The organism is Chitinophagales bacterium, from assembly GCA_019638515.1.
Taxonomy (GTDB): Bacteria; Bacteroidota; Bacteroidia; order Chitinophagales; family LD1; genus UBA7692.
On sequence record JAHBTS010000001.1, the window covers coordinates 492338 to 511513 of the forward strand.

17 protein-coding genes are annotated in these 19176 nt (G+C 40.2%); 12 read left to right on the plus strand and 5 right to left on the minus strand.

All coding sequences use genetic code 11. The features are described 5' to 3' along the window. Positions 1–25 precede the first annotated feature (25 nt). The 5 genes from KF872_02130 to KF872_02150 all read left to right on the plus strand — a co-directional run bounded on the left by KF872_02130 (position 26) and on the right by KF872_02150 (position 4250). Positions 26–640, plus strand: a complete 615-nt coding sequence (locus KF872_02130; protein ID MBX2902326.1) for an ATP-dependent Clp protease proteolytic subunit — start codon at positions 26–28, stop codon at positions 638–640. After that, positions 641–1045 carry a hypothetical protein gene (locus KF872_02135; GenBank protein MBX2902327.1) on the plus strand — a complete coding sequence of 135 codons (405 nt, stop codon included), beginning with the start codon at positions 641–643 and terminating at the stop codon, positions 1043–1045. A gap of 2 nt (positions 1046–1047) precedes the next feature. Further along, positions 1048–1329, plus strand: a complete 282-nt coding sequence (locus tag KF872_02140) for an acylphosphatase (protein MBX2902328.1) — start codon at positions 1048–1050, stop codon at positions 1327–1329. A gap of 152 nt (positions 1330–1481) precedes the next feature. Then, positions 1482–2876: a TolC family protein gene (locus KF872_02145; protein ID MBX2902329.1), complete on the plus strand. Its 1395-nt coding sequence runs from the start codon at positions 1482–1484 to the stop codon at positions 2874–2876. Between the two features lie 18 nt (positions 2877–2894). Further along, a complete protein-coding gene (locus tag KF872_02150; GenBank protein ID MBX2902330.1) occupies positions 2895–4250 on the plus strand; it encodes an efflux RND transporter periplasmic adaptor subunit in 1356 nt (451 codons plus the stop codon). Between the two features lie 11 nt (positions 4251–4261). Here KF872_02150 and KF872_02155 read toward each other — a convergent pair whose 3' ends face one another. Both KF872_02155 and KF872_02160 read right to left on the minus strand, forming a co-directional pair. Beyond that, positions 4262–5221: an arginase gene (locus tag KF872_02155; GenBank protein ID MBX2902331.1), complete on the minus strand. Its 960-nt coding sequence runs from the start codon at positions 5219–5221 to the stop codon at positions 4262–4264. Between the two features lie 138 nt (positions 5222–5359). After that, positions 5360–5695 (minus strand): MerR family transcriptional regulator, encoded by a 336-nt coding sequence (locus tag KF872_02160; GenBank protein ID MBX2902332.1) that lies wholly within the window; start codon positions 5693–5695, stop codon positions 5360–5362. Between the two features lie 157 nt (positions 5696–5852). On the opposite strand from KF872_02160, the gene KF872_02165 reads away from it, so the two are divergent. Further along, positions 5853–6899 carry a PD40 domain-containing protein gene (locus KF872_02165; GenBank protein MBX2902333.1) on the plus strand — a complete coding sequence of 349 codons (1047 nt, stop codon included), beginning with the start codon at positions 5853–5855 and terminating at the stop codon, positions 6897–6899. 18 nt (positions 6900–6917) lie between these two features. Further along, positions 6918–8156 (plus strand): M20/M25/M40 family metallo-hydrolase, encoded by a 1239-nt coding sequence (locus KF872_02170; protein ID MBX2902334.1) that lies wholly within the window; start codon positions 6918–6920, stop codon positions 8154–8156. Between the two features lie 6 nt (positions 8157–8162). Here KF872_02170 and KF872_02175 read toward each other — a convergent pair whose 3' ends face one another. After that, on the minus strand, positions 8163–9899 hold the full coding sequence (locus tag KF872_02175) for a Na+:solute symporter (protein ID MBX2902335.1): 1737 nt from the start codon (positions 9897–9899) through the stop codon (positions 8163–8165). Between the two features lie 119 nt (positions 9900–10018). Here KF872_02175 and KF872_02180 point away from each other — a divergent pair, with 119 nt between their 5' ends. Then, positions 10019–10804 (plus strand): 3'-5' exonuclease, encoded by a 786-nt coding sequence (locus KF872_02180; GenBank protein ID MBX2902336.1) that lies wholly within the window; start codon positions 10019–10021, stop codon positions 10802–10804. 83 nt (positions 10805–10887) lie between these two features. Here KF872_02180 and KF872_02185 read toward each other — a convergent pair whose 3' ends face one another. Together KF872_02185 and KF872_02190 are read right to left on the minus strand one after the other, a co-directional pair. Then, positions 10888–12216, minus strand: coding sequence for a hypothetical protein (locus tag KF872_02185; protein MBX2902337.1), 1329 nt, complete (start codon positions 12214–12216; stop codon positions 10888–10890). 90 nt (positions 12217–12306) lie between these two features. Next, positions 12307–13587, minus strand: coding sequence for an HlyC/CorC family transporter (locus KF872_02190; protein MBX2902338.1), 1281 nt, complete (start codon positions 13585–13587; stop codon positions 12307–12309). 117 nt (positions 13588–13704) lie between these two features. On the opposite strand from KF872_02190, the gene KF872_02195 reads away from it, so the two are divergent. The 4 genes from KF872_02195 (at position 13705) to KF872_02210 (ending at position 19090) form a co-directional block, all read left to right on the plus strand. Further along, the gene (locus KF872_02195) at positions 13705–13905 is read left to right on the plus strand and encodes a hypothetical protein (GenBank protein MBX2902339.1); all 201 of its coding nucleotides are present in this window, start codon (positions 13705–13707) and stop codon (positions 13903–13905) included. Between the two features lie 203 nt (positions 13906–14108). Then, positions 14109–15983, plus strand: a complete 1875-nt coding sequence (yidC, locus tag KF872_02200) for a membrane protein insertase YidC (protein ID MBX2902340.1) — start codon at positions 14109–14111, stop codon at positions 15981–15983. Positions 15984–15985: 2 nt separating this feature from the next. Next, a complete protein-coding gene (locus tag KF872_02205) occupies positions 15986–16462 on the plus strand; it encodes a hypothetical protein (protein ID MBX2902341.1) in 477 nt (158 codons plus the stop codon). Between the two features lie 81 nt (positions 16463–16543). Further along, positions 16544–19090 carry a DUF5011 domain-containing protein gene (locus KF872_02210; GenBank protein MBX2902342.1) on the plus strand — a complete coding sequence of 849 codons (2547 nt, stop codon included), beginning with the start codon at positions 16544–16546 and terminating at the stop codon, positions 19088–19090. Positions 19091–19176 lie beyond the last annotated feature (86 nt).

Here is a 19176-nt window from a genome sequence, read left to right on the forward strand (position 1 = left end):
AGGTTTGAAACCTATTTTTAAAACAATGATGAAGAGCATTTTAAACGAAGAGCCTGAAAAACCGGGCAAAGCCGATGAAGCAATGGAAAAATTTGCAGGAGGCTTAATGAAGTTCGACAATAAATTTCTCGAACAACGCAAAGTGTTTTTGTGGGGTCCCGTTCACGATGAATCTGCCGAAAAGGTTGTAAACAGGTTACTTTTCTTAGAGGCAAACGATCCCGGAAAAGATATATTCTTTTATATAAATTCTCCCGGAGGCGTAGTAACCAGCGGAATGGTTATTTACGATACAATGAAACTTATTTCTTCTCCCGTACATACTATCTGTATGGGCTTAGCTGCTTCTATGGGTTCCATTTTGTTGAGCGGAGGTGTAAAAGGGAAGCGCCTTATTTTCCCAAATGGAAGGGTGATGATTCATCAACCTTCGCTGGGTGGTATGTACGGACAAGCAACCGATATTGAGATTACAGCCAAAGAAATTCAGAAAACGAAAGAGTTGAGTGCCAAAATTCTTGCAGACAATTGCGGCAAACCTTTTGAAAAAATAATGAAAGATTTTGATCGCGACCACTGGATGAATGCACAAGAGGCGTTGGAATATGGTATTGTAGATGGATTTGCAAATTCGTTTTAAATGTTGCAGAAAGACCAACATGTTGAAATAGCCCGCCTGCAAGGCGATATTGCCGGATTGCTTGGAATGCCGCAAGAAAACATTGTGTTTAATTTCAAGCAGCGAAACGAAACTGTGCGCCTCGATATGGTTACTATTAATCCCAAACACGAGCAATCATTTTTGTTTCACAGTACCGATGGTACCGATAAAACCGATGCGTTGCGCAAAATGGTGGAGTATATTCAAGACCATTATCACCACGAAAATAGTATGACAATTCAGTGGATGAAAGTGGGAGAAAATAAACTCTATACCTCTTATTTCCGGGCTATAAATATGTATGAGGCCTTAGATAAATTTTATTACGAGCGCGATTTAAACCAGTATAAAATATTCAGCATTTCGCTTAATCCCGTAAGTTAAGAATGGTAGAAATTATTCACCGCAATATTACGGTAAGCGGAAAAGTTCAAGGTGTTTGGTTTAGAAAGTTCACACAAGAGCGCGCTGCCATATTGGGTGTAAAAGGCTGGGTAAGGAATACTCAAGAAGGCAATGTTTACATAGAGGCCGAAGCAGAAAGTTCGGTAATGGAAATATTCTTAGAAAGCGTGAAGCAGGGAAGCCCGCTTTCGCAAGTGCAAAATATGGTGGTGGAGGAGGCTCCGGTAAAATACTTCATAGCCTTCGAAATTCTCTATACATAAGGTTTTGCAAACTGTTTGGGATTAAGAAAACTGTGCCTTGTGGTTTAGTTTATTTTATACTGCTACACTCTGTATTTCTTATGTTGAAAATAATTTAAGCATTTCACACAAGCGTTTATTTTTGTATGAAATCAATGTATCTAAAATAATTTGTGAGAGTCATTCTACTGCTACTGTTGTTATTGTTATTGCTGCCTTTTAGCCAGCAGGCCCAAAGTTGGACTTTAGAAAAGTGCGTACAATACGCATTAGATAACAACATAAATGTAAAGCAAGCGCAACTGCAAAAAGAAATTTCGCAAAAGCAATTAACGCAAAGTTATCTTTCTACTTTTTTGCCAACCATAGATGCAGCCGTTAATTACAATGTGAGTGTAGGAAATTCAGTAAATGCATTTACCTATTCGGTAGTGCAGGGAAGTTTGCAAACCGTTACCGGAAACATACAGGCTTCTATGCCAATTTTTACAGGGTTACAGCAAATTCATGGTATAAAAAAATCGAAAAGCGATTTGGCCGCTGCGGCCTTCGATGCTGAGGATGTAAAGAATAATGCTGTACTTTCGGTTACTTCTTCCTTTTTAAATGTAATTCTAGCTAAGGAAATTTTAAAGGTGGCAGAAAAGCAATTGCAGCTTACATTAGAGCAAGTTGCTGTTACCGATAAGCGCGTGCAGAGCGGCTCTCTTCCGGAGTCGGCATTGCTGGAACTGCAAGCACAAAAAGCACGAAACGAAGCCGATATTGTAAGCGCAAAAAATCAAATAGACATAGCAACTGTGGTGCTGAAAAACCTATTGCTTCTTCCGGCAGAAAGTGGTTTTGAATTGGAGGTGCCGGAGATAAAAGCCAACACATTGTCTATGGATCCCGGGCAATCGGTTACTTCAATTTTTAAGAGTGCCCTAGCTGCCCAACCTTCAATAAAAGCGGCAGAAGCGCGTATTCAAAGTGCACAGTATTCAGTGAAAATAGCTCGTGGTGCATTTAGTCCTACACTTTCAATTTTTGGAAGTTTAGGTAGCAATTTTTCCGACCAGAATAAGCGGCCTACTGCTTACGATACAACTTATATTGGCGGTATTTTTCCGCAGGTAATTCCTAAAGATTACAAGCTGGTTCCTTTGCATGAGCAACTTAACCAAAGTTTGAGGAAAGTGGGCGGTATTTCATTAAATATCCCAATTTCTGGAAAAGGTCAGCGCTTTACCAACGAGCAAATTTCACGGATTCAACTACAATCGCGGCAATTAGATTTAGAGAGCAAAAAGAACCAGTTGAATCAACAAGTTACCGAGGCATACACCAACGCACGTGCAGCAGCTGAATCTTTTAATGCTAATCAAAAAAGTTTCGATGCCGCACGTCAATCTTTTGAAGCTACAAAACTTCGTTTTAATAATGGCATGGTTTCGCAATTCGATTTTGAAAGAACCCGCACCAATATGCTGGTGGCAGAATCGCAAATGTTGCAATCTAAATACACTTTTGTGTTTAGGCAAAAGGTGTTAGACTTTTATCAGGGTAAAAAAATTACGTTGGATTAAACCTTTATTTCTTAGAAAATGAAAAACAACAAAACGCTTATATGGCTCGGTGCAGCAGTAGCATTGTTGCTGGTTTTGGCAGTTGCCGCAAAGCGCATGGGCTGGATTGGAGGCAATGCCGGAAAGAAGGTTGCGGTTGAAAAAGTAGAAAAGCATACTATTATAGAAACGGTTACAGCAAGCGGAAAATTAGTGCCGTTGAGCGAGGTGAAACTAAGTTCTGAAGTGAGTGGCGAGGTTATTCAGCTAAATGTAAAAGAAGGAGACTCGGTTCAAAAAGGTGCCTTGCTTGCAGTAATAAATCCTGCAATTTACGAAGCTATTGTTACCCAGTCCGAAGCCGGATTAAACCAAATTAAAGCATCGCGCAGTAGCTCTAAGGCGAATTTAATTCAGGCAAAAGCACAGTATAATCAAGCCAAAACAACATTTAATCGCAATAAGGCATTGCACGACCAAAAAGTAATTTCCGATGCGGAGTTTGAAAGTTTTAAGTTGCAGCTAGAGCAAGCAGAGGCTGCTTTTAAAACGGCAGAAGAGCAAGTAAATGCTGCAGGTTTTAATATTGCAAGTGCCGAGGCGCAGGTAAAGCAAGCAAAAGACAATTTACTTAAAACTAAAATCTACGCACCCATGAGCGGTATCGTAAGTTTAGTGAATGTAAAATTGGGTGAGCGTGTGGTTGGTACAGCCCAAATGGCTGGTACCGAAATTATCCGCATTGCCGATTTAGACAATATGTTGGCGCAAGTAGATGTAAACGAAAACGATGTGCTGCGCGTACATGTAAACGACACTGCCGATGTGGAAGTAGATGCTTATTTAGGGAAAAAATTCAAGGCAGTTGTTACACAAGTGGCATATAGTTCTACGGCCACATCTATCCTTGCTTCTCAGGCTACCAATTTTGTGGTAAAGTTAAAATTGCTGAAAGATTCATACCATGAATTGATTGATTTGAAACGCGGTGTGCGCTATCCTTTTCGCCCCGGTATGAGCGCTACGGTAGATATTAAAACGGCCTCTAAAACCGATGTGTTAGCAGTGCCTATTCAGGCAGTAACTATTAGAGAAGATGAAACTGCTAAGAGCAGGCGATTAAGCGATGCCGAAACTAAAGGTGATGATGCTTTGCAGCAGAAGAAAAAAGTATCGGAAATAGTATTTGTTACCGATGGTAAAAGTGTAAGAGCCGTGCAAGTTGCTACAGGTATTCAAGATGCAGAATACATTGAAATTGAAGAAGGCTTAAAGGAAAACTGGGTTGTGGTAAAAGCTCCTTTTAAAGCCATCTCTAAAGATTTAAAAGATGGCGATCTAGTAAAAGTGGTTTCTGAAAAAGAACTCTTTAGCGAAGGCGAGGGCAGAGAATAAAATGCTTGCGTTTAAGTGTTTAACTCTAACTGGCGCACTACTTTTTGCAGAATTTCAAACACAGTTTCTGCCATTACGTTTTCACTATCCAAAGTTGGATTCACCTCTGTAAATTCAAGGCAGCAAACTCGCTCATTTTGTAATAAATCTAAGATTATATCGGCAGCCTCGCGTTCATTTATGCCTCCTTTTACAGGCGTTCCGGTGCCGCGGCTTACGGTAGGGTCTAAGCTATCTACATCAAACGAAATATAAATTTTATCGCAATGTGCAAGGTATTTAATAGCCTCTCTGCATACTTTTGTAACACCTGTTTTGCGGATATCATTGGTAGTAAAATTCTTTACTTTGTGTTGTTTTAGCAAGTAGGCTTCTTGTTCTTCGAAATCGCGCAGGGTCATAAAAAGCAAATCGCGATATTCAATTTTGGGCGAAATGCCGCCAACATTTTTGAGCATCTCCCACAGTTCTATGGTTTCGTAATCAAGGTCGTTTACTTTATTTTCTATGTTGTCTTCTCCTAATGCAATGGCTAGAGGCATGCCGTGCATATTGCCCGAAGGTGTGGTGAAAGGAGAGTGGAGGTCGGCATGTGCATCAATCCAAATTACACCAATGCGCGAATCGGGATACGCCATTTTTATACCGGCAATGGTGCTGCTGGCATTGCTGTGGTCGCCCGAAATTATAATGGGAAAGCGACCATCGCGCAAGGTGTCGCGCACGGCTGCTCCGGTGCGTTCATGCATTTTTAATACGCTGCGAATGCGTTTGGCATAGCGGCTATCGAAGCCTGTAAAGAGCGCTGCATTATCGTCTGGAATTGCAAGGCTGCGATGGTTTTTAAAGAAGGAACTTCTAAAATCGTGAGCTGCAATTTTTATGGCATCTACACCCAAGCTTGCACCTCTGGTTCCTGCGCCTACTTCGCTTTTGTTTTCGAGTATTCTTATGTTTTTTGCCTTTGCCATTACTTGTTTGTTTCGTGAGGCAAACCTTAGCCTAAAAGTGAATTATGGTTTTAAATAGAAAAATAAAACCCAGTTGGCTTGGTTGCTAAAAATATCTGTCCGTTGGCGAAAGTAAAAGGTTTATTGAGAAATGAAAGTTTACAACTGGTCGCGCAATTCTTCCAAAAACTTCTTTACTTCTTTTAGTTCGTCAATTACTTTGAAATTCTTTTTAGTGAGTACAGTGCTGGTTTTTAGGTGTGCTTTTGCGCCTTCAATGGTTAATCCTTTTTCGCGCAGTAAGTGGTGAATGAGTTTTATGGTTTGAATATCTTCTTTAGTAAAAAGGCGGTTTCCTTTCCTGTCTTTACGCGGTTTTAGTAGGCTAAATTCGGTTTCCCAATAGCGAATTTGCGAAGCTGTTACCTGTAGCATTTCTGCTACTTCGCCAATGCTGTAATATAAGCGCTCTATTTCTTTTTCGCGGTAGGCCATGTTACTATTTATGCTGCGTTGTGAAGGTTTGCAATGTTGCTTTCTTTTAGTGATTAAAGTGAATATTGCATCGAAAATAGTTTTTTGGCGGTATATAGTTTCTTTACTTCTTACATTTCTATGACAATTGGAAGTATAAACTTTTTCTTTTCGCGGCATGAAATTTATATGGATAGCCGCAGCATTATTGGTGCAAGTAGCAAATGCTCAAAATACAGAGTCGAAACATTTGAAGAACATCAAGCAGCTTACTTTTGGTGGCGATAATGCCGAAGCGTATTTCAGTCCCGATGGTAAGTTTCTTTCGTGCCAAATTACCAACCCGAAATGGAGGGTGGCATGCGACCAAATTTATGATATTGATATAGCAAAGGCGTCTGGCGATTCAGCTTACCGTCCGCCTTTGGTGAGTACCGGAAAAGGTCGCACTACTTGCTCTTATTACATGCCCGATGGCAAGCATATTTTGTATGCTTCTACACATGTAAGCAGCAATGAATGTCCTCCACCACCTCCTGCCCGTGCCGATAAGAAGTACTTGTGGGCAATATATCCGGAGTTCGATATTTTTGTTGCCGATAAAAGTGGCACTATAACCAAGCAGCTAACCAATCATATTGGCTACGATGCCGAGGCAACTGTTTCTCCCGATGGTAAAAAAATCGTATTTACATCTACCCGCAATGGCGATTTAGATTTGTATGTAATGGATATAGATGGTAGAAATGTAAAGCAGATTACATTTGGATTGGGCTACGATGGCGGTGCGTTTTTTTCGCCAGATAGCAAGCGCTTGGTGTTTAGATCTTCGCGTCCTAAAACGGCAGAGGAAATAAAGGAATACAAAGATTTGTTGGCTCAAAATTTGGTGGCTCCCACTAATATGGAAATCTATACCTGCAATGTTGATGGCAGCAATTTAAAGCAGGTAACTGCGCTTGGAAAAGCAAACTGGGCGCCATTTTTTCACCCTTCGGGAAAGAAGATTATATTTTCTTCAAACCATAAATCGGAGCGTGGGTACGATTTTCAATTGTATATGATAAACGATGATGGAACAGGGTTAGAAACCATTACCACCGAAAGTATCTTTAATGCATTTCCAATGTTTTCGCCCGATGGTAAAAAGTTGGTTTGGAGTAGCAATAGAAACAATGGCGGTACGCGAGATACCAATTTGTTTATTGCCGATTGGGAAGATTAAAATAAAGCATAAAGGAGTATGAAATATAAAGTAATTACATTTTTAGGAAGTTTGTGCGTGGCACTACAATTGAGCGCACAAACGGTAAGTGTTGAAAATCTTAAGCAGCACATTACTTATTTGGCCAGCGATGAGCTTAAGGGAAGAGCGCCCGGTACCGGAGGTGAAAAGAAAGCTGCCAATTACATTGCCAACTTGTTTAAAACTTATGGTTTAGAGCCGAAAGGAACTAAGGGGTATTTTCAGGAGTTTACGTATAGGCAATCTTTGAATCCACACGATACAGTAGCGCATAAAGGCAAGTTGTATAAAGGAAAAAATGTAATAGCGTATTTAGATAATAATGCTCCAAGTACAGTTGTAATTGGAGCACATTACGACCATTTAGGAATAGACGGTAGAAGTTCATCGTTAGAGAAAGAGGCTCAAGGAAAAATACACAATGGAGCCGATGATAATGCTTCGGGAACGGCAGGAGTGTTGGAGCTGGCACGCCATTTTACAACTAATGGCGAAAAGGAACCAGTGAACTTCCTGTTTATTTGTTTTTCTGCGGAAGAAGCAGGCTTAATTGGTTCAAAATATTTTACTGCAAATCCCACCATTAGCCTTGCTCAGGTAAACTTTATGTTCAATATGGATATGGTAGGGCGCTTGGTAGATTCTACTAAGAAGCTAATGGTTTTTGGTACGGGAACATCCGATGTGTTTGAGCCTACATTAAAGCAGTTAAACACCTTTGGGTTTCAATTGGTGTTAGACTCATCTGGCGTTGGCCCATCGGATCAAACTTCTTTTTATTTAAAGAAAATTCCGGTGCTGCACTTCTTTACAGGGCAGCACAGCGATTACCATAAATCTACCGATGATGTAGATAAAATAAATTTTGGAGGCGAAGCACAAGTGTTGAATTACATGATAAAAGTTACATCATTTTTAATGCAACAACCTAAGTTGAAATTTTATGAAACAAGAGCCAAGAGCGATGGTGCTAAAACAAGTTTTAAAGTAACTTTAGGCGTAATGCCCGATTATGGATTTCAAGGAAAGGGATTGCGTATAGATGCCGTTCACAAAGATAAACCTGCTGCTAAAGCCGGTTTAAACGATGGCGATGTGGTAACTAAAATAGGCGACCAATCGGTGGAAAATATCTACGATTACATGAAAGCCTTATCTAAATTCAACAAAGGCGATAAAACTGCAATTGAATATAAACGTGGTACACAAACCAAAACTGCTACTATTGAATTTTAGCAAGTGCTAAGGTTCTTTTACTGTTTCGTGTTGAAAATACTTTAGCAATACCAACAAACTTGTAATGGCCGCTATACTTAGGTAGGCGGCTTCTTTCCATTCGTGTAAAATAAGTTTCCCAAACAACATTAAAATAGCATAAACCAATATAGTGGCGCTAATCCAGCTGATAAGCAGTCGGAAGTTGTTGTAATTATTCTTCCCGCTTTTTGAAAGGATGCCCCAGAAGCCAGTGGGTTGTACTCGCTCATAAAAAGTGCGCAGCGTAAGTTCCTTTTCAGGCTTGGTTGCAAAAGTAGCAACGAGCCAAGCCACAGTAGTAAAACCAACGGTTAAGAAAAAACTTTGTGGAAACTCCATGCCAAGTAGTAAAGCACTGCCATAACCAATAAAGGGCGCAACTGTGGCCACAATTTCACTCCATGCATTTATACGCCACCAATACCAACGAAGAATAAGAACCAAGCCTAAACCTGCACCACATTCAATTACGAAACTCCACGCATTTTCAATTGTTTTTAATTGCGTGGTAACACCAATTCCTAAAATCATTAGCAGTATGGTGGCAATACGCGAGGCTTTTACCAATTGCTGCTCTTCTGCCCAGGGCGATATAAAACGTTTGTACAAATCGTTTATTAAGTAGCCGGCTCCCCAGTTTAATTGAGTTGAAATAGTGCTCATGTATGCGGCAAAAAAAGCAGCTAATAGTAAACCTTTTAAACCGGGAGGAAGAAAGTCGCGCATGGCATAAACAAAGCCTAGTTCTTTCTCGTTTGCGGCAAGTTGCGGATACACAACCAATGCGCTTAATCCCACTAGAATCCAAGGCCAAGGGCGCAACGCATAATGTGCAATTTGAAAGAATAGTGTAGCTCCAATAGCATCTTTTTCGCTGCGGCAGCTCATCATTCTTTGTGCTACATAGCCGCCTCCGCCAGGCTCGGCTCCCGGATACCAGCTACTCCACCATTGCACTCCAATTCTTGCAAAAAAAGCCCCAACGCCAATTGTAAGTACGGCACTCTTATTATCGTGTTCACCCAAGCTGGGAAAAAAGTTTAAACTGCCATCGGGTAGTTGGCGTTTTAAGTTTTCTATACCGCCAACTTGCTCGCTGTTTACTACCATAATTGCCAGCACAATACAACCAAGCATAGCCACCACAAACTGAATGGCATCTGTAATGGCCACGCCCATTAGTCCGCTTACGGCAGAGTATAGCGCCACAAATGCCATTGCAATTGCCACATAACCCAGCGAAGCAGTTTCGGTTATTCCAAAAATGCCTTGCAATATTTTCATCATGGCGAGGTTTACCCAGCCGATAATGATAACGTTCATAAACAATCCTAAATACACTGCTTTAAAACCGCGCAAGAAAGCAGCAGGTTTTCCACCATAGCGCAACTCTATAAGCTCAGGCTCGGTAAGCACACCGCTTCTGCGCCAGAGTTTTGCAAAAAAGAATGTAGTGAGCATGCCGCCCAAAAGCATATTCCACCACAGCCAGTTCCCCGAAATACCATTGTTGCCAACAATGCCTGCTACTAAAAGTGGTGTATCGGCAGCAAAGGTAGTTGCTACCATACTGGTGCCCGCAATCCACCACGATAATTTTCTTCCACCCAAAAAGAAATCGCTTAAACTTTTGCCGGCATCTTTTGAAAATCGCAACCCAATTACAATGGTTACTATAAAGAAAAACGCCACCACTGCCCAGTCTAGAATTGTAAATTGCATACAGTAATTTGTAATTTAAAAATGAAGTTATTCTTGTACGCAGCGAAACACGTTATCCACAAACACTTTCGGCATTGATGAATAAAAAGAAACATTATTGCACTTCACAAATACAAAGTATGAGCAACGCTAATTTATTTTCTTCCGTAAAGCTGAACTTGAAGAAGCCCATCGTTTTTTTTGATATTGAAAGCACCGGAGTAGATGTGGTGAAAGATCGCATTGTAGATTTGTGCTTAATAAAAGTATTGCCGGATGGAACCGAACATACATACAACTATCGCTTTAATCCCGGAATGCCTATTCCGCACGAAGCAAGTATGGTACACGGTATTTACGATGAAGATGTAATAACGGCTCCGTTTTTTCAAGAGAAAGCAACCGAAATTTTTGATTTAATGAACGATGCCGATCTCGCAGGTTTTAATAGTAACAAATTCGATTTGCCACTTATTATGGAAGAATTTATTAGAGCGGGTCTATCGTTTAGTATTGATAATAGAAGTTTGGTAGATGTTCATAAAATTTATGTGCAGTTCGAGAAACGAAACCTTGAAAGTGCCTATAGATTTTATTGCGGTAAAGCATTGGAGAATGCTCATAGTGCAGAGGCCGATACGCGTGCCACTTACGAAGTTTTGCTGGGGCAATTGCAGCGTTATAGCGATTTGCCCAACGATGTAATTCAGTTGCACCAACTTAGCAACGATGAGCGTTTTATAGACAGCGGCAGAAGATTTATTTATGAAAATGGGAAGCCCGTTTTCAATTTTGGAAAATATAAAGGTAAAAGCGTAGAAGAAGTGTTAAGGCAAGACCCGGGCTATTACAGCTGGATGATGAATGGCGATTTTGCATTGCATACCAAACAAATGTTGAAGGAGCTGAAGCAGCAATTGAGATAAGAGGTTTGTTTCTATCAACAATTAAAAAGGGCTATCAATTTTGATAGCCCTTTTTAATTGTATAGTAAGTAGTATTAACTATATTAAAGCATAGCATCTTTAAAAGACACTTGTGGCTTTTGCAACTTTATACCCATAGTTTCTGGATTTAAGATACTGCCGGCAGCTTTAAAGCGTAAAAAGCGCAAGCGCATAAGGTTTTTTAATTCAGGGTCGGTAATTTTAGTAACGTATGAACTTACTTTATACAACTCATCGGTAATAGTTCCTTTTACGTTTTTGTAGTAATCTTCTAATGCTTTTACATCAGCCTTTAAAGGTACTTTGTTGCCGTTTTCATCAGTTTCAACATCAACTTTTGGCTCACCTCTTTTCATTTCATCTAAGTTGAAGCCACAGTTGGCAAGTGGCGTTAAAAACTTCATGTTGGCGGTAACGGCTTTGGCTAAAGATGCTTCTCCGTTGGCTTCTAGCATAGTTTTTGCCTCATCAAATTCAAAGCTCATCAATTTCATGTAAGCATTGTATTTGCTGGCTTTTACATCTTCGCCTGCTTTGTCGAAGAAAGTAGCTGCTAGTGAGAAGTTGCTTTTCTTTACTTGCTCTTCTGCCATTTTAATTACAGTGGCTTTGTCGTCTTTATTGATATAGGCTTCTGCTACCTTTACATACATTTGTTGCGCCTCTTCGGCTTTTCCTTGCGATGCTAATTCATCGGCATATTTTTTCAAGCCGGAAGTGATGTTGCCTGTGTAGTATGCATCAAATGCTTTTTCGTAGTTCTTTTTACTGAAGTAAATATCGCCAGCTGCTTGGTAGCCTGCTTCGTTCTTTACTTGCAGGTAGGTTTCAGCAGCTTTAATGTCTTCGCCTTTAGCTTTGTAGTCAGAAGCTACTTTTTCTATTTTATCTTTTGCTTCGGCTTGCAGGTAGTATTCCAATGCTTTATCGGTATTGCCTTTGTCGTAGTATTTATCGCCTGCTGCGCGGGCACCTTCTTTAAAGGCATCGGCTTTGGTGAAAAAACTCATAGCAGCGCGGAGGGTTTTGGTTTCGGTTTTGGCATCGGCTGCAGTAAAAGCGTCTTCTAATTGTAGGTATGCCAATTTCTTGAAACCAACCTTGCGGGCTTCTTTGCTGGCTGCGCCAAATGAATTGGCGGCATTGGTAAAATCTTTCTTTTCTAAATAAGCATTGCCTAAAAGCTCTGCGATTTCGGGCGATTTTAATCCGCCTTTCATAAGTAATTGGCGGGCTTTTGTAATTAGTTCTCCGCGTTTAGCATTGTCTTTTTCTGCCATTGCTTTGGTTACTATTTCCTTGCCTTTGTCGAGGTCTTTATTTTGTGCGGTTACAGTTAGTGCCAAGCCGCAAAAAGCCGCCATTAAGATGTTCTTTATGCCGTATTTCATACTAAGAGATTTATTTTGGGCGAATAAATAACTAAACTCGGTAATAAGGAAACCTTTTGTTAAAAAATATTTTTACCAAGGTGTTGATGTTTAGTTTGTTTCTATTTTTTCTGCAGCAGAAATTTTGCTGAGTTCTACCAAATCTATTCTGCGGTTGGTGGCTTTTAGAATTTTAATGCCGAAGTTTTCAAGTTGAAATTCTTCGCCCTGCTCGGGGATATTTTCGTACGCCTGCACAATGTAGCCACCTAAGGTTTCGTATTCGCCTTCGGGTAGGTTGAGTGCATATTCTTCATTAAGATAATCTACTTCTAACCGTGCCGAAAATATGAAAGTGTGTTCGTTTACTTGTTTTTCGGTAAAGTTTTCGTTGTCGTGTTCGTCTTCAATTTCGCCAAATATTTCTTCGATTACATCTTCGAGTGTAACTATGCCTGCAGTGCCGCCATATTCATCTACTACCCAGGCGATATTCTTTTTTTGTTTGGTAAAGGCTGTAAGCAAATCGCGGGCGTTCATAGTTGCGGGTACTACCAATGGTTGCCACAAAATGCTTTTTAAATCGGCAGATTGTTTAAGCAGGTCGAAATGGTGCACGTAGCCCAAAATCTTGTCTATTACACCATCAAAAACAAAAATTCTGGAGTGCTTGGATTCAATAATTTTTTTGCGAACACCTTCTATGCCGGCTTCTAATTCCACTGCGGCAATTTCGGTGCGGGGCACCATGCAGTTACGCACTTTTACTTCGCGAAGGTAGAGTGCTTTTTCAAACATTTCGCTGTTGAGTTCATCGGTTTCATCGGCTTCTTTTTCTTCACCGGCAGCACTTTCTTTTACTAAGTATTCTAAGTCCTCTTCGGTGAATTCGGTTTTACCTTCGCTGTGCTGGTTGTCTAAAAATGTACCTATAATTTTTCGCGATAGCCAATGGAACAAATTGGTAAGTGGTTTCAATACCACATATACAGCATATACCGGATAGGCGAAAAATAGTAAGGTGGAGTCGGAATTTACACGGAAAAGAATTTTGGGAATAAGTTCGCCAAACACCAATACTATAAATGTGGTAATGAGTGTTTGTGTTATCATAAGTGCAATTTCGCCTTGCGGCAGTATGCTGAAATTTTCGGGATTAAAAATGTCGGCTGCCACACTGCCAAACGCTACCAATCCAATGTTGAGGCCAATAAGCAGTGTGCTGATAAATTTTGCAGGCTCGCGGTTAAAGCGTGCCATAATGGCGGCTGCGGTATCGCCCTTTTCTTTCAATAACTCAATGCGTAACTTGTTTGCCGAAACAAATGCAATTTCAATGCCCGAAAAAAAGGCAATAAGAAATAGGATAATAAATATTGTAAGCCATTCCACGGAACGAAATTAGTTTTAATATCGAAATTGCTTTTTGCAATTCAATTTTTAGTTTTACCGCGAAAATAAACTCGGGAACTTTTACCGGGGAATTGTTTGCCTATTAAATTTATAGAAATGAAAGTTATCTACTTGTTATTTGCGGTTGTGTTGTTAAGCGTTTCGGCTTGTAATAAATGCTATCGGTGCGATTTGAGTACTAAAGCCGTAACCGATGTAAAAGAAATTTGCCGCAATAACTTTGAAGGCGATAAGGTTACTTTTCAAAAAACAATAGATGCATACGTTGCTGCGGGTTACACCTGCGATGCAAAATAGCCATTAAGAAGACAATGGTCATCTTTTTGCTCAAGTTGCCCTTGGGCAGAAATTTTTTTTGAAAGAGATATAGTGTGGAATCCCCATTGGTAGTTGTTTTCAACATAAGAAAGCAAAACTCTGCGTTCAATTTTCCGAAAAATCTATCTTCGCGCTCCCGTTTGGGAAAATAGAAACAGAGCTTAAACGTCTGCAAACCGGAAATGGAAAATCGTAATACACTCATCGGAACACTTCTAATTGGAGTGCTGTTGATGGCTTTTTTTGTTTATACGGGCAAAAAGAGAAATGAGAATAAGGAAGCTGAAAAATCAAAAACAGCCCAAATTCAAAGTAAAGAGCAATTAAAAACTGCGGCTCAGCCGGTGCAGTCTATTACGACTACCAATACTCCCGCAGGTGAAGTGCTAACCGATTCTGCGGTACTGGCACAAAAAGAAAGTGCCTTTGGCGCTTTTGCTTTATCTGCCACAGGCGAAAGCAAGAAAATTACCATAGAAAACGAAGTGCAAAAAATAACCTTTAATACCAAGGGTGGTTTTATTGAAAGCATTGAACTGAAGAAGTACAAAACTTGGAATGGAAAGCCTTTGGTACTTTTTAATGAAAAAAACACTCAGTTCTCATATCAGTTTGCAACAGGCAATAACCAAATTGTAAATACGGCCGATTTGTATTTTGAACCTACCGGAGAGGCTTTTGCCATTAAAGGAGCCGAAGAGAAAACATTTGCTTTAAGAGCTAAGGCAGGTGCAGGTTATGTGGAGCAGCGTTTTACTTTAAAAGGAAACGATTACTTAATAGATTATCATTTTGCACTCAATAATCTAAAGGATGTTATTGCCGCAAACAACACCTTTATTAGCGGAACATGGAATAGCACACTGCCTTCATTAGAAAAAGATTTGCCAACCGAAAGACGCTACTCTGCTGTGTATTTTCGCCATAAAGGCAGCGATGTAAATCACTTAAAAGACGATGGGAACGAAGAGCAAAATATTAGTACGCCACTAGAGTGGATTTCGTTTAAGCAACAGTTTTTTAATACTACCATTATTAGTGCCAAAGGAGAGTTTAAAAGCGCAGTGCTTAAAACTGCACATGTGAACGAAGAAACCGGATACGTAAAAAAGTACAACGCCAATTTTACCATTCCGTTTAAAAGTGCCGATAATGTACAGTATGCCTTCAGCATTTATGCAGGGCCAAACTATTACGAAACCCTTTCTGCCATTGGATTTGAGTTTCAGGAGATATTAAAGTTAGGTCCCGATTTCTTCCTGTTTGCTTGGATAAAATATATTACCAAATTCATTATTTGGGTATTCGGTATTTTTGATTCAACCGGATTAAACTATGGTATAATTATCCTTATTATGACCATATTTTTAAAGGTGGTGCTGCATCCGCTCACCTATAAGTCGTATAAGAGTGCTGCTTCTATGAAACTACTACAGCCGGAGCTAACAGAATTGCGCGAAAAATATGGCGATGACCAAACACGCTTGGGGCAAGAACAAATGAAGTTGTATCAGCGTGCTGGCGTAAGTCCGTTTGGCGGTTGCCTGCCAATGTTATTGCAAATGCCCATCCTTATGGCAATGTATTATTTCTTCCCGGCCTCTATAGAGTTACGTCAGCAGCCATTTTTGTGGGCTACAGATTTGAGTTCCTACGATGCTATTGTTACGTTTAGCAGCGCATTGCCACTTATCGGCCAGCACATCAGTTTGTTTACCGTACTCATGACCATTACTTCCATATTTCAGGCAGTAATGAATAAGAATGTAAACCAAATGGGGCAGCAGCAGCCGGGTATGCAGTACCTGCCATATATTATGCCGGTAATGCTGATGTTTTTATTTAATAGCTTCCCTGCGGCATTAACGTACTATTACTTGTTGCAAAACGTTATTGGAATGGGGCAGCAATGGGTAATTCAAAAGTTCTTTATTGACGAAGAAAAACTTCATCGCCAAATTGAAGAAAACAAGAAGAATCCTAAGCCTAAATCTGCATTTCAGAAGAAATTAGAGGAAATGCAGAAGCAAGCAGCACAGAATCAAAAAAGAAAATAATTATGGTTAGGTTTTTCACTTTGTTATTGCTCTCGTTTATTGGATTGCAGCAATGCAAAACAGCAACTGTGCAAGCAGGTAATGAGAAGCCGATATTTACCCTGTTTAGGACAGCTTGTTTTGGCACTTGCCCATCTTACACCATAGAAGTGTACGCAAAGAAGGTGGTGTACAATGGATTGGTGCACACCACGCCATTAGGTAAACAGGAAGCCGTAATTGCCGCTGCCGAGCAGAAGGCATTAAAGAAAAAGTATGAAACCTTAGCGCTAGATACTTGTAAGGAATTTTACCCTGTGGGAGTGCCGGTGCCACAAGATATTCCATCGGTTATATTAACAATCAATACAGGTGGAAAGGAAAAGAAAATTGAAATAAAAGGAGGGAACGCCCCCGCTGCAGTTAAAGAGTGGATAGCAGAACTTGAAAAGTTAAAAACACCGTTTTTAAGTAAAAGTAACACTCCGGAGGGGCAATAATTAACAATCTCTTTTTAGCGTTTTACCAAAAATACTATTTTCGTTTCCTTGTAATTTTAAAAACAAACTTCTCTTTACAAAATGAAGAAACTTTTACTGCCGTTGGCGCTTGTGGCCGTAGCATCATCAATGGATGCACAAGACTTGCGAGCCATTAAAAAGGACCTTAGCGTTCTCGAAAAAAATTATTCACGCGATGGAGTTCCATTCAATAACCACTCTCCTCGCTTAGTTGCTCCAACTGCTCCCACCGGAAAAGGTGCTGCAGGACGAGCAGTTAATGCGGTGCAAATTGGTGCTGCCGGAAATTTATACACGGTACTAAACGAGGGTACTAAGCCTTTATATGCCGATGATTCTGTTAGCTCAGTGGTGTTTGTACACCGCGGTTTAAACGCTACCGGTGCAAAAAACAAGGGTCAGTTTGTATTTGATGTTTCAAAAGATAATGGTGCTACATGGACAACGGATAATGGTCCATTAAATCCATCAGGTACTTATGTAGGCGTACCATCTGGTCGTTTCCCTCAAGGAGCTATTTTTAGACCTAACGGAACTTTAGTGGCCGATAGCGCATATTTAGCATACACAGGTACTTGGCTCGACTATAATGGTGGAAGCGGTACTAACGATGAGTGGGATGGCGAATTTCGCGGTGTAGGTCGCTTAGACGCTAATGCTACTACTTTCACTGAGTCTGCAGATTTAGTAAATGGTGGATTTGTAGGCGTTTCTGAAGGATTTAAAATGAGTGCAAATGGTGTGTTTTGGAACTTAGGTTTAAACTTTAGAGTAGAAACAGATGTAAACACTGGCGGAACAATCAACTACCGCGATTCATTATTGATTATGAAAGGTGTTTGGAATCCAACTACACGCAATATTGATTGGACTACTACCAGCATGGCACACCACGCAAGAGTAGTAGATGTGGATGGTTCCGGAGTTTACAACACCTTAATTTCCGATTTTGATATTGCATTTAGCCCGGATGGACAAACAGGTTGGATTGCATTAAAAGGCGATTTCTTAGACGATGGAAAATATACTTACGATCCGGTATTCTATAAAACTACCGATGGTGGAAACACTTGGGGCGCTCCAATTTATGTGGATCTAACTTCTTTGCAACAAATTCAATTCGATTTGAATCCTGATTTGTCTAAAGTAGCTACCACTATCAATACCAGCGATTTAATTGTAGATGGTCTTGGAAACCCACACTATGCTACCTTAGCATTAAGTGCTGCTGTTACAGACCAAGCTGGCGATACCAGTGCTTACAGCTACTACCCAAATGGTGGAATCGGATTGTATGATGTAACTTTTGATGCCAATGCCGGAACAGGTTGCGAATGGAAAGCAATTTTTGTTGAAGAAGTTATTTCAGGTATTCCTGGTGCTACATTCTTGGATGAACCGGGTGGTGCTGCCATTACATTGGAATCTCGTATCAACACGTCTCGTTCAACAGATGGAAACAAAATATTCTTTACTTGGTTAGATACAGATGTGGTACAAGGTGAAAACCCAGACCCAACTGATAATTTCTTAAAAAATATTTCTCCAAACTTGTTTGGTAGAGGCTTAGATGTAGCTTCTCAAAAACTTACTGCTACCAAAAACTTTACCGATGGCGATGCTCGCTTTGGTGGAAACAAAGTTGGTTCGTTAGGTGGGGCTATGTTCCCTGCAGTTTCTCCACAAGTAATTCAAAGCGGTACTACCTACAAAATTCCAACAGTGCTTTCTGAAGTAGATTACAATCAATCTAATTTTAATAGCAAATATGGAACTAACCCTGCTCGCTTCCATTATATCAACGATTTGCAATTTACCGATGCAGAGTTTACAGTAGTGTTAGGCGATAGCCTTCCTCCAATTATTACCTTAAATGGAAACGATACTGTAGTAGTATTGCTTAATTCTACTTACAATGAACAAGGCGCTACCGCTTTCGATTGTGTAGATGGAACGGTTGCTCCGGTAGTATCTGGAAACGTAGATCCTAACACAACCGGCTCTTACGTAGTTACTTATATCGCTACAGATAACTCAGGAAATGCCGATACTGCATACAGAACTGTAGTTGTAGGTAGAGATCCTATTGCCAACTTTATCAAAAAAGCTGAAGTGGTAGTAGGTAACGGAAAGCGTTTAACCTTAGAAGATAAATCAGATTACACTCCAACATCTTGGACTTGGAATTTTGGTGTGGGAGCTTCTCCGGCAACTTCTTATGCTAAAAACCCGGTAGTAACTTATACTTCAAGCGGCCAAAAGTGTATTAAATTAACCGTGAGCAATTCATTTGGTTCAGACGATACTACTATCTGTTTTGAAGTTACCGTTGGTATCAACGAAGTTATCTTTAACCAAGCATTGAATGTTTATCCAAATCCATCTAATGGTCAAGTATATGTAAGCGTTGCCGGATTAGAAAACGAAAAAGCAACCATTACAGTAATGAATACTTTGGGCGGTGTAGTATTGCCTTCCATTACAAAAGTGGTGAATGGAAACGAAACCATTGCTATCAACGGTGCTAACTTGCCTGCCGGTAGCTACTTGGTTAAAATTGAAGCTGCAACTGCAACTGCAGTAAGAGCAATTTCAATTGTAAAGTAAGCGCTTTTTAAATTTACAGAGGAAGCCGGTTCAGTAGAGCCGGCTTTTTTGTTTTATGGAATTTGCACATTCCTTTTTTAGAATGA

Bases quoted from the DNA above. Each gene is read 5' to 3' on its own strand.
- KF872_02130 (MBX2902326.1), top strand. From the start codon at position 26: ATGATGAAGAGCATTTTAAACGAAGAGCCTGAAAAACCGGGCAAAGCC.
- KF872_02135 (MBX2902327.1), top strand. From the start codon at position 641: ATGTTGCAGAAAGACCAACATGTTGAAATAGCCCGCCTGCAAGGCGAT.
- KF872_02140 (MBX2902328.1), top strand. From the start codon at position 1,048: ATGGTAGAAATTATTCACCGCAATATTACGGTAAGCGGAAAAGTTCAA.
- KF872_02150 (MBX2902330.1), top strand. From the start codon at position 2,895: ATGAAAAACAACAAAACGCTTATATGGCTCGGTGCAGCAGTAGCATTG.
- KF872_02155 (MBX2902331.1), bottom strand. From the start codon at position 5,221: ATGGCAAAGGCAAAAAACATAAGAATACTCGAAAACAAAAGCGAAGTA.
- KF872_02160 (MBX2902332.1), bottom strand. From the start codon at position 5,695: ATGGCCTACCGCGAAAAAGAAATAGAGCGCTTATATTACAGCATTGGC.
- KF872_02165 (MBX2902333.1), top strand. From the start codon at position 5,853: ATGAAATTTATATGGATAGCCGCAGCATTATTGGTGCAAGTAGCAAAT.
- KF872_02170 (MBX2902334.1), top strand. From the start codon at position 6,918: ATGAAATATAAAGTAATTACATTTTTAGGAAGTTTGTGCGTGGCACTA.
- KF872_02175 (MBX2902335.1), bottom strand. From the start codon at position 9,899: ATGCAATTTACAATTCTAGACTGGGCAGTGGTGGCGTTTTTCTTTATA.
- KF872_02180 (MBX2902336.1), top strand. From the start codon at position 10,019: ATGAGCAACGCTAATTTATTTTCTTCCGTAAAGCTGAACTTGAAGAAG.
- KF872_02185 (MBX2902337.1), bottom strand. From the start codon at position 12,216: ATGAAATACGGCATAAAGAACATCTTAATGGCGGCTTTTTGCGGCTTG.
- KF872_02195 (MBX2902339.1), top strand. From the start codon at position 13,705: ATGAAAGTTATCTACTTGTTATTTGCGGTTGTGTTGTTAAGCGTTTCG.
- yidC (MBX2902340.1), top strand. From the start codon at position 14,109: ATGGAAAATCGTAATACACTCATCGGAACACTTCTAATTGGAGTGCTG.
- KF872_02205 (MBX2902341.1), top strand. From the start codon at position 15,986: ATGGTTAGGTTTTTCACTTTGTTATTGCTCTCGTTTATTGGATTGCAG.
- KF872_02210 (MBX2902342.1), top strand. From the start codon at position 16,544: ATGAAGAAACTTTTACTGCCGTTGGCGCTTGTGGCCGTAGCATCATCA.